Source organism: Streptomyces sp. NPDC041122 (assembly GCF_055592445.1).
Genome location: NZ_JBVIYQ010000002.1, coordinates 289,544 through 304,290, shown reverse-complemented (window position 1 = coordinate 304,290; position 14,747 = coordinate 289,544). Strand labels below are relative to the sequence as shown.

At 74.6% G+C, this 14,747-nt stretch carries 14 protein-coding genes; 10 read left to right on the top strand and 4 right to left on the bottom strand.

The annotated features are described in order from the left end of the window. Positions 1-895: 895 nt before the first annotated feature. From ACZ6B8_RS07660 to ACZ6B8_RS07625, 8 genes are all read left to right on the top strand, one after another. Entirely contained in the window at positions 896-1,879 is a 984-nt protein-coding gene (locus tag ACZ6B8_RS07660; RefSeq protein WP_471606604.1) for a hypothetical protein, read from the top strand. 83 nt (positions 1,880-1,962) lie between these two features. Then, complete coding sequence (locus ACZ6B8_RS07655; RefSeq protein WP_355804748.1) at positions 1,963-2,400, top strand: phage tail protein; 438 nt, start codon at positions 1,963-1,965, stop codon at positions 2,398-2,400. 1 nt (position 2,401) lies between these two features. Beyond that, positions 2,402-3,157 (top strand): CIS tube protein, encoded by a 756-nt coding sequence (locus tag ACZ6B8_RS07650; protein WP_469252214.1) that lies wholly within the window; start codon positions 2,402-2,404, stop codon positions 3,155-3,157. Next, positions 3,154-5,073, top strand: a complete 1,920-nt coding sequence (locus tag ACZ6B8_RS07645) for a VgrG-related protein (RefSeq protein ID WP_471077121.1) — start codon at positions 3,154-3,156, stop codon at positions 5,071-5,073. Before ACZ6B8_RS07650 ends, ACZ6B8_RS07645 begins: the two co-directional genes overlap by 4 nt. A 48-nt stretch (positions 5,074-5,121) precedes the next feature. Then, positions 5,122-5,535 (top strand): GPW/gp25 family protein, encoded by a 414-nt coding sequence (locus ACZ6B8_RS07640; RefSeq protein WP_355804739.1) that lies wholly within the window; start codon positions 5,122-5,124, stop codon positions 5,533-5,535. A gap of 6 nt (positions 5,536-5,541) precedes the next feature. Then, a complete protein-coding gene (locus ACZ6B8_RS07635; RefSeq protein WP_471606603.1) occupies positions 5,542-7,503 on the top strand; it encodes a putative baseplate assembly protein in 1,962 nt (653 codons plus the stop codon). Beyond that, the gene (locus ACZ6B8_RS07630; protein WP_471077116.1) at positions 7,500-8,153 is read left to right on the top strand and encodes a phage tail protein; all 654 of its coding nucleotides are present in this window, start codon (positions 7,500-7,502) and stop codon (positions 8,151-8,153) included. The genes ACZ6B8_RS07635 and ACZ6B8_RS07630 overlap by 4 nt, the downstream gene beginning before the upstream one ends. A gap of 2 nt (positions 8,154-8,155) precedes the next feature. Then, positions 8,156-9,436, top strand: coding sequence for a discoidin domain-containing protein (locus tag ACZ6B8_RS07625; RefSeq protein WP_471606602.1), 1,281 nt, complete (start codon positions 8,156-8,158; stop codon positions 9,434-9,436). Between the two features lie 119 nt (positions 9,437-9,555). On the opposite strand, the gene ACZ6B8_RS07620 is transcribed toward ACZ6B8_RS07625, so the two are convergent. Next, positions 9,556-10,479 carry an LLM class F420-dependent oxidoreductase gene (locus tag ACZ6B8_RS07620; protein ID WP_471077111.1) on the bottom strand — a complete coding sequence of 308 codons (924 nt, stop codon included), beginning with the start codon at positions 10,477-10,479 and terminating at the stop codon, positions 9,556-9,558. Between the two features lie 248 nt (positions 10,480-10,727). Here ACZ6B8_RS07620 and ACZ6B8_RS07615 point away from each other — a divergent pair, with 248 nt between their 5' ends. Continuing rightward, a complete protein-coding gene (locus ACZ6B8_RS07615) occupies positions 10,728-11,057 on the top strand; it encodes a hypothetical protein (RefSeq protein WP_471606601.1) in 330 nt (109 codons plus the stop codon). Positions 11,058-11,071: 14 nt separating this feature from the next. On the opposite strand, the gene ACZ6B8_RS07610 is transcribed toward ACZ6B8_RS07615, so the two are convergent. The 3 genes from ACZ6B8_RS07610 to ACZ6B8_RS07600 form a co-directional block, all read right to left on the bottom strand. Further along, complete coding sequence (locus ACZ6B8_RS07610; RefSeq protein WP_471077108.1) at positions 11,072-11,554, bottom strand: DUF6099 family protein; 483 nt, start codon at positions 11,552-11,554, stop codon at positions 11,072-11,074. Between the two features lie 214 nt (positions 11,555-11,768). Next, a complete protein-coding gene (locus tag ACZ6B8_RS07605; RefSeq protein ID WP_471606600.1) occupies positions 11,769-12,104 on the bottom strand; it encodes a nucleotide pyrophosphohydrolase in 336 nt (111 codons plus the stop codon). Then, a complete protein-coding gene (locus tag ACZ6B8_RS07600) occupies positions 12,101-13,267 on the bottom strand; it encodes an AAA family ATPase (protein ID WP_471606599.1) in 1,167 nt (388 codons plus the stop codon). The genes ACZ6B8_RS07605 and ACZ6B8_RS07600 overlap by 4 nt, the downstream gene beginning before the upstream one ends. 283 nt (positions 13,268-13,550) lie before the next feature. Between ACZ6B8_RS07600 and ACZ6B8_RS07595 the strand changes: the two genes are divergently transcribed. Further along, positions 13,551-14,723 carry a serine hydrolase domain-containing protein gene (locus ACZ6B8_RS07595; protein ID WP_471606598.1) on the top strand — a complete coding sequence of 391 codons (1,173 nt, stop codon included), beginning with the start codon at positions 13,551-13,553 and terminating at the stop codon, positions 14,721-14,723. Positions 14,724-14,747 lie beyond the last annotated feature (24 nt).

Genomic DNA, 14,747 nt, shown 5'->3' with positions numbered 1-14,747 from the left:
CCGGCCCTCCAACGACTCCGCACCCCACGCCTCACCCAAGGGCGCGACCCCCACAGGACCGGCGGTTCAGCGCACCAGCACCTCCCCGACCGGCACCACACCCACCGGCCCCACGACCGGTCGGTCCCGAGACGCGCGATCCGACGCCCCGTCGGCCGGTACCGCACCGTCAGGCCCCGCCGTTCAGCGCGCCGCCACGGCGCCGTCCGGCACGCGGCCCTCCGGTGGCCCGCCGTCAGGCTCCACCGCGCCCTCTCCCTCTCCGGCTTCCGCTCCGGGGAGCGACCGGCCCGTACAGCGCGCGGCCTCGCGAGCCGCGCGCGGTGGTGACTCGGCGGCATCCGCCGCCCCCGGCAACCGTACGGACGCGTCCGCGACCAAGCCCTTGACCGGAGCCTCAACTCCGCTCACCGGTACGGAGGTTCAACCCCCCGCCGGGCAGCCGTCACAGGGCGCCCCGGGCGACCGCTCACCCGCGGCGCCCGCTCCGGGAGCGCAGTCCGCCGTGCCCGTGGTCCAGCGGTCGCGGACGGCCCGGTCCCCGCTCGTGTCGGCGGTCCCGGCCGTCGTGCCGCAGCGGAAACTCTTCCCCGTCGGGACAACCCCCCGTACCACCCCCGCACCCGACGCCACGGCCACTCCCGCCTCCACCGCCACCGCCGCCCCCGCGCCGGACGCCGGCACAAGCGGCGGCCGGCCCACCGACGTCCCCGGGTCGGCTTCCCCCGCCGGCCCGGGGACTCCCACCGCCTCCGCGGCCCCCGACTCCGCCGCTGTACGGCCGGATTCCCCCGTTCAACCCGTACAGCGACGGCCTCACGTCCGCAGGGTCCGGCGCGCGCAGGACAACGGCCCGACCTCGGCCGGCGCCCCCCGCACGGGCCTCGGCCGGCCGGTGAGCCAGCCCCTGAGCCAGCCCGTGGACCCGCCCTCCCCCGCGGTTCCGCCCGTCCCGGCGCCGCAGGGCCGGCCGCGCCGTACGCCGATCGGCGCGCCCATCACCCCCGTACAGAAGGCGGCCGGCGGCACGCCCGCCCCCGCCCCCGCTCCCGCCGCGACACCCGTTCCCGCACCCGAGCCCGTCGAGGCCCCTACGCCCACCCCGGCCCCCACACCCGAGCCGCAGAAGCAGCCACCGACGCAGGCGCACCCGCAGCCGCTCCCCGTCGTCCCGGTCAACCGCCGTATCGCACCCGGCAGTTACCGGCCCGCCGCCCCTGGAGCCACGCATCCGCGCCCCCTCGCCCCTTCCCGGGGACTCTCCGTGCCCGGCCCGGCGACGGGCTCACCGGCACCCGGGTCCGCCACCGCTCCCGCCCCCGCCACACCCGCCCCGCAGGGGCGTCCCTCGGCGGCCACCCCGGCGCCCGCCCCGGGCAGCGTTCCGGCGGCCGCCCCCGCACCCGTACCCCTGCAGCGGTCCGCGCGCGCCGCCTCCGCCTCGGCCGCGCCGGTCGTCGTGCCGCTCGCGCAGCCGGCCGGTCCGGCGGCCCGCCGCACGCAGGCCGCCACGCCGGCTCCCGTACCCGTACGCCGTACCGCCCCGGCCGCCCCCGTCCAGCGGACAGCGGCAGCCGCCCCCGCGCCCCCGGCGCCCGCACCCGCGCCCGCTCCCGCGCCGCAGAAGCAGCCCGTCACCGTCGCCCGCAGCGGCGGTGGATCCGGGACCGCGCCGGGCACCGCCGCCAAGACCTCAGCCCCGGCCGCGCAGACCACCGCCCCGCAGGCCACCGCCGACTCGGCGGCCGCCCCGGAGTCGACCCCCGCCGACCTCGACGACCTGGCCCGGCGACTGCTGGCGCCCCTGTCGCGGCTGCTCCGCGCGGAGCTCCGCAGCGACCGTGAGCGGATCGGGCGGCTCCGCGACCACGGCCGCTGAGCCGCCCCCGACACCGACCCCGACCGCATCCGACGCCACCGCCACCGCCACCGCCACCGCCCAAGAACCCAGGAAGTCATCCCATGCCCTCGCCCCTGGACCCAGGCTCGACCGTCTTCTTCAAGCTCACCATCGACGGCCAGGACCTCGGCCTGTTCAACGGCTGCGAGGGCCTGGCCTCCGAGGTGGAGGTCGAGCAGCGGCAGGAGGGCGGCAACAACGGATTCGTCTGGCAGCTGCCCACCCGCGTCACCTTCTCGACCATCCGGCTCACCCGGCCGCTGACCAAGGACACCTCGCGCGTGGCGTCCTGGATCTCGTCCATCGCGACCGGGATCACGCGGCCCACCGCACAGATCGCGGCCCTGCGCGCGGACGGTTCCATCGTCGCGCAGTGGGGTCTGGTGGAGGTGCTTCCGGTGCGCTGGCAGGGGCCGAGTCTCAGTCCGGACAGCCCGGCCGTGGCGACGGAGACCCTGGAGATCGCGCACCACGGCTTCACCGACGCGGGAGGTGCCTGAGATGGCCGCCCCGACCGGCGGCCGCGCCGGTGCGAGCCTGGTGCGTGCCGCGCTCGCCATCCACCAGCCACCGACCGACCTCGGCGGGTCCATGGGCGGGCGGATCGGCGAGGTGGAGTTCCAGTTCAACCCGACGCAGCTGCAGATGGGCCGCTCGGCCGAGTGGCGCACGCAGCACGCCGTCGCCTACACCCGCGGCGCGCCGCCCAAGTTCACCGGCGCCGCCCCCGCCACCCTCCAGCTCGAGGTCTTCCTCGACTCCTCCGGCACCCCCAACTCGGGGAAGGTGCAAAAGCAGGTGGAGCTGCTGCTCTCCTGCTGCGAGGTGACACCGCAGAGCCTCACCTCCAAGCGGCCCTCGCCGCCCTGGGTGCGGTTCTCCTGGGGGTCGTTCAACACCGTGCAGTTCGTCGCGTACGTGACCAACGTCAGCGCCACGTACACCCTGTTCAACCCGACCGGCGAGCCGATCCGCGCCACCTGCTCGCTGTCGCTGACCGAGGTGGCGATGCCCACCAAGGGGCAGAACCCGACCTCCGGCGCCCTCTCCGCCCGCCGCGTGCACCGCACCGTCGCCGGTGACTCGCTGGCGTCGCTGGCCTGGCAGGAGTACGGCGACGCGACCCGCTGGCGGCTGATCGCCGAGGCCAACGAGATCGACGACCCGATGCGGCTGAGACCCGGCACCGAGCTGCTGCTGCCCGCCGCCGACGAGGCCCACCCCGTCCCCGCCACCGCGCACGTGGAGTCCGCATGACCGAGAAGACGTACACGAGCGTCCTGCACGCCGAGATCGGCGGGTCCGTCCTGCCCGACAAGCTCGCCATGCTGCTCGTCGAGGGCTGGGTGGACTCCAGCGTCAACGTGCCGTCCGCCTTCCAGCTGACCTTCGCCGACACCGGCGGGGACATCCTGGAGAAGTTCCCCCAGATCAAGGTGGGCGCCAAGGCGGTGCTCTCGCCGTTCACCGACGGAGTGCGCGGCAAGCCGATGCTCACCGGCGAGGTGACCGCCCTGGAGGTGGACGCCGACGGGGGCGGCAAGTCGCTGGTCGTCCGCGGCTACGACCCCGGTCACCGGCTGCTGCGCAACCGCCGTGTGCAGGGCTACAAGAACATGACGGCCTCCGACATCGTGCGCCGCGTCGCCTCCCTGAACAGCCTCCAGCTCGGCAGGATCGAGTCGACGCCGACGGTCTACGAACTGGCCACCCAGCCCGGCATCACCGACTGGGACTTCCTCTCCCGGCTCGCCCAGGAGAACGACACCCATCTGTCGTTCGACGAGAAGGGCAAGCTCTGCTTCGCCAAGCTCAAGCCCGCCGCGGGCGCGCCGGCCGACTCCACGCCGGCCGCGCAGAGCCCGTACGTGCTGGAGTTCGGGCACAACGCGCTGCACAGCCGGGTCGCGGTGACCGCCGCCGGGCAGGTCGCCAAGGCCGGGGTGCGCGGCTGGGACATGCGGGCCAAGCGCGCCCTGTCCGCCCAGTCGCCGGCCGTCACCAGCAAGGACATCGTCGCCGACATCACCCCCGCGCAGCTCTCCAAGCCGTTCGGCAAGGCCGAGCTGACGGAGACCCGCACGCCGTACACCACCCAGGCCCAGGTGACGCACGCGGCCAAGGCGTTGGCCGACGACGTGGCGGGATCCTTCGCGGAGGTCGAGGTCGCGGTCACCGGCAACCCCGATCTGCGGCCGGGGCAACCGGTGGCGCTGAAGGGCGCCGGGTTCCCCTTCGAGGGCAAGTACACGGCGACCGGCGTCCGCCATCTCTTCGAGTCCGGGCGGCAGTTCATGACCTGGCTGACCGTGTCGGGACGGCAGTTCCGTTCGCTGTACGGTCTCGCCTCCGGCGGCGCGGACGCCGCGCCGCCGATGCCGGGCGTCGCCATGGCGCTGGTCAGCAACGCCAAGGACCCGCTGAAGCTGAACCGGGTCAAGCTGCGCTTCCCCTGGCTCTCGGACACCTATGAGAGCGACTGGTGCCGGATCGCCCAGATGGGCGGCGTACGCGGGGGCGGGCTGATGATGCCGGAGGTGGGGGACGAGGTGCTCGTCGCCTTCGACCGGGGCTCGCTGGAGCACCCGTACGTCCTGGCCGGGCTGTACAACGGCAGGGACAAGCCGACGCCCAGCACCGACGGGCTGCAGCCGATCGACCCGACGAGCGGCCGGGTCAACTGGCGGTCCATCTCCTCACGCAGCGGCCACACCATGGAACTCGTGGACGCCAAGTCCCGGATGAAGAGCGGGATCCGGCTGCAGACCGGCAACGGCCGGCTCACCGTCCACATGGACGAGACGCGCACCAGCGTGACGATCCGCAGCGACGGCTCGGTGTCCATCTCCGGGACGCGCAACGTCAGCATCCGGGCGGGCGGCAACCTGTCGCTGACCGCGGGCGGTTCGCTGACGATGAGCGCGGGCGGCGCGGTCGACATCAAGGCCGGCGCCAAGTTCGGGGTCGCGGCGGGCGCCATGGCGGACATCAACGCGACCGGCGCCGTCAGCCTCAAGTCGGCCGGCGCGGTCGCCGTCAACGCGGTCGGCGCCGTCTCCGTCACCGCGGCCGGCGCGGTCGCGGTCAACGCGGGCGCCGCGGCGGCCATCACCTCGCCGGCCACGGTCGCGCTGACAGCACCCGCCGTCCTGCGCAACGGCATCCCGTTCTAGCGGACTTGAGGGAGTGGAGCGACATGTGCCTCAAGGGGGTCACCGGAGATGAGTGAGCAGTTCGTCGGCGCGGGCTGGACGTTCCCGCTGCGCACGGACGCGGGCGGCGGCATCGCGCTGGCCCGGCGCGAGCGGGAGATCGAGGAGTCGATCCGGCTCGTGCTCGCCACCGCGCCGGGCGAGCGGCCGATGCGGCCCGAATTCGGCTGCGCCGTCCACGACATGGTGTTCGCGCCGGTCAACGAGGCGACGGCGGGCCGCATCCGGTACGAGGTGCGGTCCTCGCTGGACCGCTGGGAGCCGCGCATCGACGTCCTCGACGTCGAGGTCAGCCCGGCGCCCGACGATCCGTCCGTCCTGTTCATCGACGTGAGCTACAGCGTGCGCGGCACCAACAATCCGCGCAGTCTCGTCTTCCCCTTCTATGTGATCCCGTCCACGGAATCAGAGAGCGGAGTCTGAAGTCCGATGGCCCTGCCCGCCCCTCACCTCGACGACCGACGCTTCCAGCAGTTCGTCGACGACGCCAAGCGCTACATCCAGCAGCGCTGCCCGGAGTGGACCGATCACAACGTCTCCGACCCGGGTGTCACCCTCGTCGAGGCGGTCGCGCACATGGCGGACCAGATCGTCTACCGCCTCAACCGCGTGCCGGAGAAGAACCACCTGGCCTTCCTGGACCTGCTCGGCGTCACCCTCTTCCCCCCGTCGGCGGCCCGCGCCGATGTCACCTTCTGGCTGTCGGCGCCACAGCCGGAGCCGGTGGTGCTGCCCGCCGGGACGGAGGTGGCGACCAGCCGCACCGAGACCGAGGAGGCGGTGGCCTTCGCGACGGAGGGCGACCTGACCGTCATCCCCTGCGAACTGGACGCCGTGCTGCGCCAGGAGGAGGGCGGCACCCCGTCGGACTGCGGACAGGACGTGTTCGGCGGCCGTGACGTGGCGGTCTTCGCGACCTCGCCGCGCCCCGGCGACACCCTGCTCCTCGGGCTCAGCGCCGCGGTGCCGCACTGCGCGGCCGTCCTCCAGCTGGACAGCCGGGTGGACGGCGTCGGCGTCGACCCGCGCCAGCCGCCGCTGGTGTGGGAGGCGTGGACCGCGGAGGGCTGGACCGAGTGCGAGGTGGACTCCGACTCCACCGGTGGCCTCAACCGTCCCGGCGAGGTCGTCCTGCACATCCCGGCCGGACACATCGTCTCCCGCATCGGGCGGCAGGACGCGGGCTGGGTGCGCTGCCGGGTGGTCGAGGCCGTCAAGGGCCAGCCATTCTACAGCGCGTCGCCGACCGTGCGCTCCGCGGCCGCGTTCACCATCGGCGGCACCACCGCCGTCGCCCACGCGGACGTGGTGCGCGACGAGATGCTCGGCGACTCCACGGGCGTGCCCGGACAGCGCGTCCGGCTCGCCCAGGCGCCGGTGGTCGCCGACCGGCCGCCGCTGGTCCTGGAGGTCTCCGACGGCGAGGACTCGGGCTGGCACGCCTGGCAGGTCGTGGAGCACTTCGCTGCCTCCGGCCCCTACGACCCGCACGTCACGCTGGACGCGACGACCGGGGAGATCGCCTTCGGGCCCGCGGTGCGCGAACCGGACGGCACACTGCGGCAGTTCGGCGCGGTGCCGGCCAAGGGCTCGGCGATCCGCGCGACCCGCTACCGCACCGGTGGCGGCCGCGCGGGCAACGTGGCCCGCGGCGCGATCCAGGTGCTGCGCAGCTCCATCCCGTACGTCGCCCGGGTGGAGAACCGGGAGGCGGCGCGCGGCGGCGTGGACGGCGAGACCGTGCAGGAGGCCAAGGTCCGCGCGCCCATCGCGCTGCGCGCGCAGGAACGGGCGGTGACCGCACGCGACTACGAGGAGCTGGCCCGCAGGGCGGCCCCCGAGACGGCCCGGATCCACTGTCTGGCCGCGGAGTCCGCGGAGGTCGGCGAGAACGCGGTCCGTGTCCTCGTCGTCCCCCAGGCCGTGGCGGACCGGGGCGGCCGGCTCCGCTTCGAGCAGCTGGTGCCGGGACAGGAACTCCTCTCCCGCGTCACCGACTTCCTCGACGAGCGCCGGCCCCTGGGCACCCGCCTGTCGGTCGGACCGCCCTACTACCAGGGCGTCACGGTCGTCGCCACGCTGCACTCCTTCCGCGCCGCGCAGGCCGAGCGGGTGCGCGCCGAGGCGCTCGACGCGCTGTACGCCTACCTCGACCCGCTGACCGGCGGGGCGCACGGCGAGGGCTGGCCGTTCGGCCGTCCGCTGCGGGCCGGTGAGATCTTCGCGGCGCTCCAGCGGGTGCCCGGCGTGGAGCTGGTCGACGAGGTCCTGCTGCACCCCGCCGACCCGCTCACCGGCCGCCGCGGCGACGCCACCGACCGGATCGAACTCGCGCCGTCCGCCCTGCTCTTCTCCTTCGACCACCGCGTCCGCGTCATCGAGGCACGATGACAGCCGGCACCGAAGGGCCGAGCACCGACCGGGTGCGCACCGAGAAGGTGGGTCTGCGCAAGCCGGGCCCGTCGGCGGAGTCGTCGGGCTCGCGCCGCGGGTCGTTGGCGACGCTCGGTTCGGCCCATCCGCTCGCGGAACAGCTGCCCGGCGTCTTCGCCGACGACGACTTCATCCTGCGCTTCGTCTCGGGCCTGGACGTGGTGCTCGCGCCGGTCTTCACGGTCCTCGACTGCCTGGAGGCGTACTTCACGCCCGCCCTGGCGCCCGAGGACTTCGTCGGCTGGCTGACGGACTGGGTCGGTACGGAGCTCGACGGCACGGAGCCGTCGGCGATGCGCCGCCACGCCGTGGCCTCCGCCGTCGCCCTGCACCGGGTCCGCGGCACCCGGCGCGGTCTGTCCGCCGCCGTCGAACTCGCCTTCGGCATCCGCCCGGAGATCACCGAGAGCGGCGGCGCGACCTGGTCCGCGCGGCCGTTGGGCGCCTTCCCCGGCACCCCGCGCCCCGGACTGCACGTGGCCCTGCGCGTGCACGACCCGGCGACGGTCGACCCGCACCGCCTGCGGGCCGTCGTCGCCGCGGCCCGCCCCGCCCACCTCCCCTTCACGGCCGAGGTGACCGCCACGCCTTCCCCTGAAGGGACCTAGCAATGCCCGAGCAGCCCGAGATGGACGGAATGTCGAACTCCCCCGCCACCACACCCCTGTGCCCCGAGTGCGGCACCCCGGCCCGCCAGCACGGCCAGTCCTTCTGCGACTCCTGCGGCGCCTTCCTGCGCTGGGACACCCCGGCCACACCGGTCGGCCCGTCGAGCGCCCCCGACGCCGCGGCGCCCGGCGCACGCCCGACACCTCCCACGGGCCGGCCCCACGGCAGCGGCAGCGGCGGCCACAACAGTGGCGGCAACCGTCCGGCCCCGGCCGCCGACCCCCGTGTGCAGCACGGTTCGTCGGGCCCGGGCCAGGCGGGCTCCACGGACACCACCGTGCCGCTCCCGTCGAGCGGCCCCCAGGAGCCGCCCGCCACCCCGCCGTCGGCCGCCACCACCAACGTGCCCTCGCCCGCCCCCTCCTCGTCGTCGCCGTCCGACACGGCGATACGGTCCCTGCTCGTGCCGGTGCCGGACGCCGCCGAGCCCGCCGCGCCGGAGACCCCGGGCGGCGTGCTGCCGGGCAGGCCCGAGGCGGCCCGGCCGCGCGTGCGCCAGGCCGCCGTGCCCGCCGAGCCGGAGAGCGGCCCGCCGTGCCCGAGCTGCCGGACGCCCAACGCGCCCCGCCGGCACTTCTGCCGCAGCTGCGCGAGCCCCCTCAAGGACTCCATGGCCCCGGCCGCCGAGGGTCCCTACGCCGGTCAGCGGCCGCGGCTGCACCGGGACCGCACCCGCTGGATCGCCCGTGCCGTGGGCGTCGCGGTGGTGGCGGGCCTGATCGTCGGCGGGATCTTCGGCGGGCCCCCGGCCGCGCGGGCGATCCAGGACCACTTCGCCAAGCGGGTCCCGGTCCACCCCGACGACTACAGCGCGTCGCACGCCGCCCCCAAGCAGGCGGCCGAGCTCGCCTTCGACGGCTACTCCAACACGTGGTGGGGCACCGGCTACGCCGGCGACGCGGCGGGCCAGTGGGTGCAGGCCGACTTCGACCAGCCCACCGACCTGCTCAACCTGCTGATCACGCCCGGCACTTCACCGCGCAGCGCGCAGGCGGCCGAGCAGGCCCGGCCCATGGAGTTCGACCTGGTGGTCAGCGACTCCTCCGGCAAGCAGCACACGATGCACCGCCGGATCAACGACGGCGGCGTGCAGCGGGTCGACGTGCGCGTACGGGACGCGGTCAATGTCCGGCTCGTGCTGCGCTCCGCCTACGGCGCGGGCAAGGACCGCCAGGTGGCCATCGCCGAGCTGGAGTTCTTCGGCCGGTCGACCGGCCAGTAGCCGACCGGACCGCGGGAGAAGTGGCCGCCGGGCACCGGAGGGGTGAGCCCGGCGGCCACGCACGAGGGCCGGTCACGGACGAGACCTGGCCGCGTACGAGGCGGCCGTCGCCCGTGCGGCTAGGACAGCTGCGACTGCACCTGCGAGGAGATGAGCTCCAGGTGGTCCAGGTCGGCCAGGTCCAGGCACTGGAGGTAGACACGGCTCGCGCCGATCGCCTCGTACCGCCCGATCTTGTCGACGACCTCGGCGGGCGAGCCCGCCAGGCCGTTGGCCTTCAGCTCGTCCACGTCACGGCCGATGGCCGCGGCACGCCGCGCCACCTCCGCGTCGTCCTTGCCCACGCAGACCACCAGCGCGCTGGAGTACACCAGGTCGTCGCCCCGGCGGCCGGCCTGCTCGGCGGCCGCGCGGACCCTCCCGAACTGCCGCTCGCTGTCCTCGATGGAGGCGAAGGGGATGTTGAACTCGTCGGCATACTGAGCGGCGAGGCGCGGGGTGCGGGTCGCGCCGTGGCCGCCGATCAGGACCGGCACCTTCGCCTGGGCGGGCTTGGGCAGCGCCGGGGAATCGGTGAGCTGGTAGTGCTTGCCGTCGTGGCTGAAGGTCTGGCCGACCTCCGTCGACCACAGCCCGGTGACGATCTTCAGCTGCTCCTCGAGGCGGCCGAACTTCTCCTTGGGGAAGGGAATGCCGTACGCCCGGTGCTCGTCCTCGAACCAGCCTGCTCCCAGACCCAGTTCGACCCGGCCGCCCGACATCTGGTCGACCTGCGCCACCTGGATCGCGAGGACACCCGGCAGCCGGAACGTGCCCGCGGTCATCAGGGTGCCGAGCCTGATCCGCTTCGTCTCGCGGGCGAGGCCGGCCAGCGTGATCCATGCGTCCGTGGGCCCCGGCAGGCCGTCGGCCGTGCCCATGCGGAGGTAGTGGTCCGAGCGGAAGAAGGCGTCGAAGCCGAGGTCTTCGGTGGCTTTGGCGACGGTGAGCAGGGTGTCGTAGGTGGCCCCTTGCTGGGGCTCGGTGAAGATTCGAAGATCCATGGCTCCATCCTGCACGCTCGAACGCCCGTCAACCCCGCCGGTCCCGCCGGTCCGGCACCGCCCCGGTCGGGTGAAAATCCGTCAACACGGCGGGGGCCCGCGCCCGCCCCCAGTGACCCCGTCCGCCGGGAGATCGTTGGCTCGGGCGGAGCCGGACCGCCCGGCACCCGCGCCGGCGGCCGCTGCCGGTGCGTCGTCCGCGTCACCTGCTCTCCCCCGCCGGGAGGGCGAGGGCCGAGGAGGCCGTGATGTCCCAGGAAGCCGAGCCCGACCCGGAGGCCGCCGCGCACCGAGCGCCGACGCCCGCGCAGCAGGGCGCGCCCAAGGGCCTGCTGCAGCAGATGGAGGAGCTGATGGCGGCGCTCAACGCGGATCTGACCCGGCTCGACGCCGATCTGCAGCAGTCCACGTCCCCCGACACGCCGTCCCAGGGCGCCCCCGCGACGCCCTCCACGGACACGGCCGGACCCATCACCAGCACCAGCACCAGCACCAGCACCAGCACCAGCACCAGCACCGCAGGCTCCTCGGTCACCGGCGTCCGTCCGCCGGGCGGCGACGGCCCCGGCCTCTTCTGACGCCACCGGCCCCCTCATGACGGCCCCGCCGTCGAGTCCGCCCCGGGCAGGCTCCCCTCCCGCACCGCGAGTCTGCGCAGCATCTCCAGCACCCGGTCCCGGGCCTCGTCGGCGGCGTCGATCGCCTCCATGCACTGCCAGTACACCCCCTCCTCGTCGGCGCCCATGGCCACGCCCACGAGCGCGATGCCGACCTCTCCCAGGAGCCGGTCGAGTCCGGCCAGGACCCGCTGCGCGTCACCGGTCTCGGTGAGCCGCGCCGCCCGTATCTCCTCCGTGCCGAGGCGCGGGGCGTCCAGCACCTCGCAGGACCTGCCGCCGACCTCGCTCAGGCCCAGCGCCTCCCCCCGTAACTCCGGCGGTCCCGCCACCGCGAGGCGGCCGCCGATCGCCTGCGCGAGAGCCTGCGACTGCCAGACCTCCACGACGATGTCCGCGGGCTCCTGACTGCTCGCCAGAGCGCGGCGGTTCGCCTCGATGAGCCGCATCGCGTCCATGCCGGCCCCCTCCATCCCGCGCGCACGCGCCGCCCGATTGCCCGAACTCCCCTGTCCACTACCCAGAGTGATACTCATCCGGGCGAAAAGCCAGGGGAAGCCGGAAATCTGTGGACAACCGGTCCGGTTTGGCCAAGCCATCCACTCCGGAGAGTGACGAAATGATCGGAATCGGAGGTTCCGAGTGCCGAGCGTCCGGTTCGATGCGCCCGGCTCAGGGCCTCTCGGGCGCCGGGAAGCGCCGTTCGTTCCGCTCGATCTTCGCGGCGAGCGCCGCCAGCACGTCGATGTCCAGGACCTCGCAGAACTGGAGCAGATAGGCGAGGACGTCGGCGACCTCGTCCGCCACCCGGGGCGCCGTGTCCGGGTCCGCCATCACCCGCGCCGACTCCTCCGGTGTCAACCACTGGAAGATCTCGACGAGTTCGGACGCCTCCACGCTGAGCGCCGCGGCCAGGTTCTTCGGGGTGTGGTACTGCTCCCAGTCGCGGGCCGCCGCGAACTCGGCCAGCCTGCGCTGCAGCACCGCCACATCAAGTCGTTCCGTCACGGCTCCAGGTCTACCACCGAGGCGCCCGTGGCGACGGGGGCCCAGGACGCGTCCCCCACCACCCCCACCAGACGGATGTGCCCGCGCTCGCAGGTGCGCGCCGCCAGTTCGCCGAGGGCGCGGGCCTGCCGGGCGTCCAGGCGCCGGTCCAGGCCGTCGGCGAGGACCGTGAGGGTCTGGTAGGCCTGCGGCACCTCGGCCACCGGGTCGACGGCGAGCACGCCGGGCCCGGTGAGCAGGACGAGCGCCAGCGCCAGATACCGCAACTCGCCGTCCCCGAGGCGTCCGAGCGGCGTGCGCACCCCGGCGCCCCGGTCGATGAAGGCGTGCACCGCGCCGTCCGCCACCTCCTCGGCCCGCACGTCGGCGACCGGCCCGGCGCACCCGGTCCGCACCGCCGAGACGAGCATCCCGTGCCGCACCGCGCACTCCGAACGGGTACGCCACAGCACCTCGGCGAGGTTGTCGCAGCCGCCGTGCAGCCGGCCCGACCCGATCAGCCCCGCCGGGACCGGCGCGCGCATCCGGCTGGGCCGCGGGTCGCAGGCGAACGCCGAGCGCAGCGCGACCACGACCTGCTCCGCCGCCGCGAGCACCAGCCGCTGCCCCTCGGTCTTCCCGGCCACCCGCAGCGGGACGAGCGCCGTGCCGAGCCGGTCGTCCGGCATCGGGGCGCGCGTCACGGGCGCCGAGCCCGCGGTGTGCCAGGCGGCCTGGACCACGCGCCGGCCGGGGTCGCGCAGCGCGGTCTCCAGCAGGACGAGGCCGTCCCTGGTCAGCCGCTCGCCCACGACGCGCAGTTCGGGCTCGGCCTGTACGGCGAGGTCGAGGCGGACCGCCCCGGCGGGCCCGTCGACCGTGCAGCCGATGCGGAAGCCACGCCGTCGCTGCCGGTCGGCGCGGGCGCGTTCGGGCACGCACGCGACGGGGTCGGTGAAGACCTCGGCGAGCTCCTCCCCCGCGCAGAGCCGCGCCAGCGCCTCGTACGCCCCGAGGGCGCTGGACTTGCCGCTGCCGCTGGGCCCGGTGAGCAGGGTCAGCGGGCCGAGCGGGAGCACCGTGGCGCGGTGCCCGGCGAAGGCGGACAGGCGCAGCTCGGTGACCTGCGGCCGGTCCTGGCCCGTCGGTGGCCTTGGGACCGACACCCGGGAATGCACCGTCATGTCCGGACGGTAAGCGGCGGCGAAGGCGGCGAACCGTTACGCCCAACCGACCTTCCCACGATCGGGGGATTCCCCCGGAACGTGTGCCCGCCACGGCCGGCGAACGGCTACCGGCCGACTGCCGTGGTGTGTGCGGTGGTTGACCGGGGCGGGTGGGGGCCAGCCCCCGGGGCCGCCCTGGGGCCAGCACGTCGGCGCTGCTGGGGGCAGCCGGATGGGCCGTTTCCCGCCGGGCTGGTGAGGTGGTCGCCGAACGTCGTCTCTCTTAGCCGAGGAGCCCATCATGCTGGTGGCGTCACGCGATCGACGGGTGCTGGTGCGCCTGGGCGGACTGGTCGGGGCCCTGCTCGCCGTGTCCACCGGGGTGACGGCCACCGCGAGGGCGGAGCCGGGACCGGGGCCGGCGGATGTACTGCAACGGGAGGTGGAGGCGATTCACCGCACCGGGGCCGTCGGCGTGGCCGCCGACGTGACCTCGGCGGGCGGACACGACGCGGCGCGCGCCGGAACGGCCGAGGCGGGCGGCCCGGAAGCGATGCCGCGCGACGGCCGCTTCCGTATCGGCAGCACGACGAAGACGTTCACGGCCGCGGTGGTGCTGCGCCTCGTCGGTGAGGGACGTCTGTCGCTGGACGACACCGTGGAGCGGTGGCTGCCGGGCGTGGTCCGGGGCAACGGCTGGGACGGCGGACGCATCACCGTACGGCAGTTGCTGCGGCACACCAGCGGCATCGCCGACCCTCCGCCGCCGCCCGCCCTGCGGAGCGCGGAAGGGTATCGGGCCGAGCGGTTCCGCACGTACCGGCCCCGGCAGATGGTGGAGATGGCGCTGCGGGAGTCGCGCCCCGCGCCGGGGGTGCCCGACTGGGCGTACTCCAACACCAACTACGTGCTCGCCGCGATGATCGTCGAGAAGGTCACCGGCCGGAGCTGGGAACACGAGGTGGAGAAGCGGATCATCCACCCCCTGGGGCTGCGCGACACCCGCGTCCCGCGCACCTGTCCGTTCCTGGCGGGGCGGCACGCGGCCGCGTACGCCACCTTCGACGACGGCCCCTCCGGTGACGGCACCGGCACCGACGTCACCGTGCTCAACCCGAGCATGGCCGTCGGCTCCGGCTCGATCGTCAGCACCGCCCACGACCTGAACCGCTTCTACGCGGCGCTGCTCGGCGGCCGGCTGCTGGAGCCCGCGCAGCTCGCCGCGATGAAGTCCACCGTGGACGCGCCCGCGCTGAACGCGAAGTACGGGCTCGGGCTGGCCGAGATCCCGCTGTCGTGCGGCGGGAGTTACTTCGGCCACCGGGGCGAACTGCTCGGCTACGTCACCTGGGCCGGCACCACCCGGGACGGGGACCGCACCGCAGTGGTGTACGTCACCCGCAACGGCGGCCAGGACACCGAGCAGGCCATGACCGCGCTGGTGGACCGGGAACTGTGCCGGTCCCGTGCCTGACGGGCCCGGCCTGGTCCGGACGAG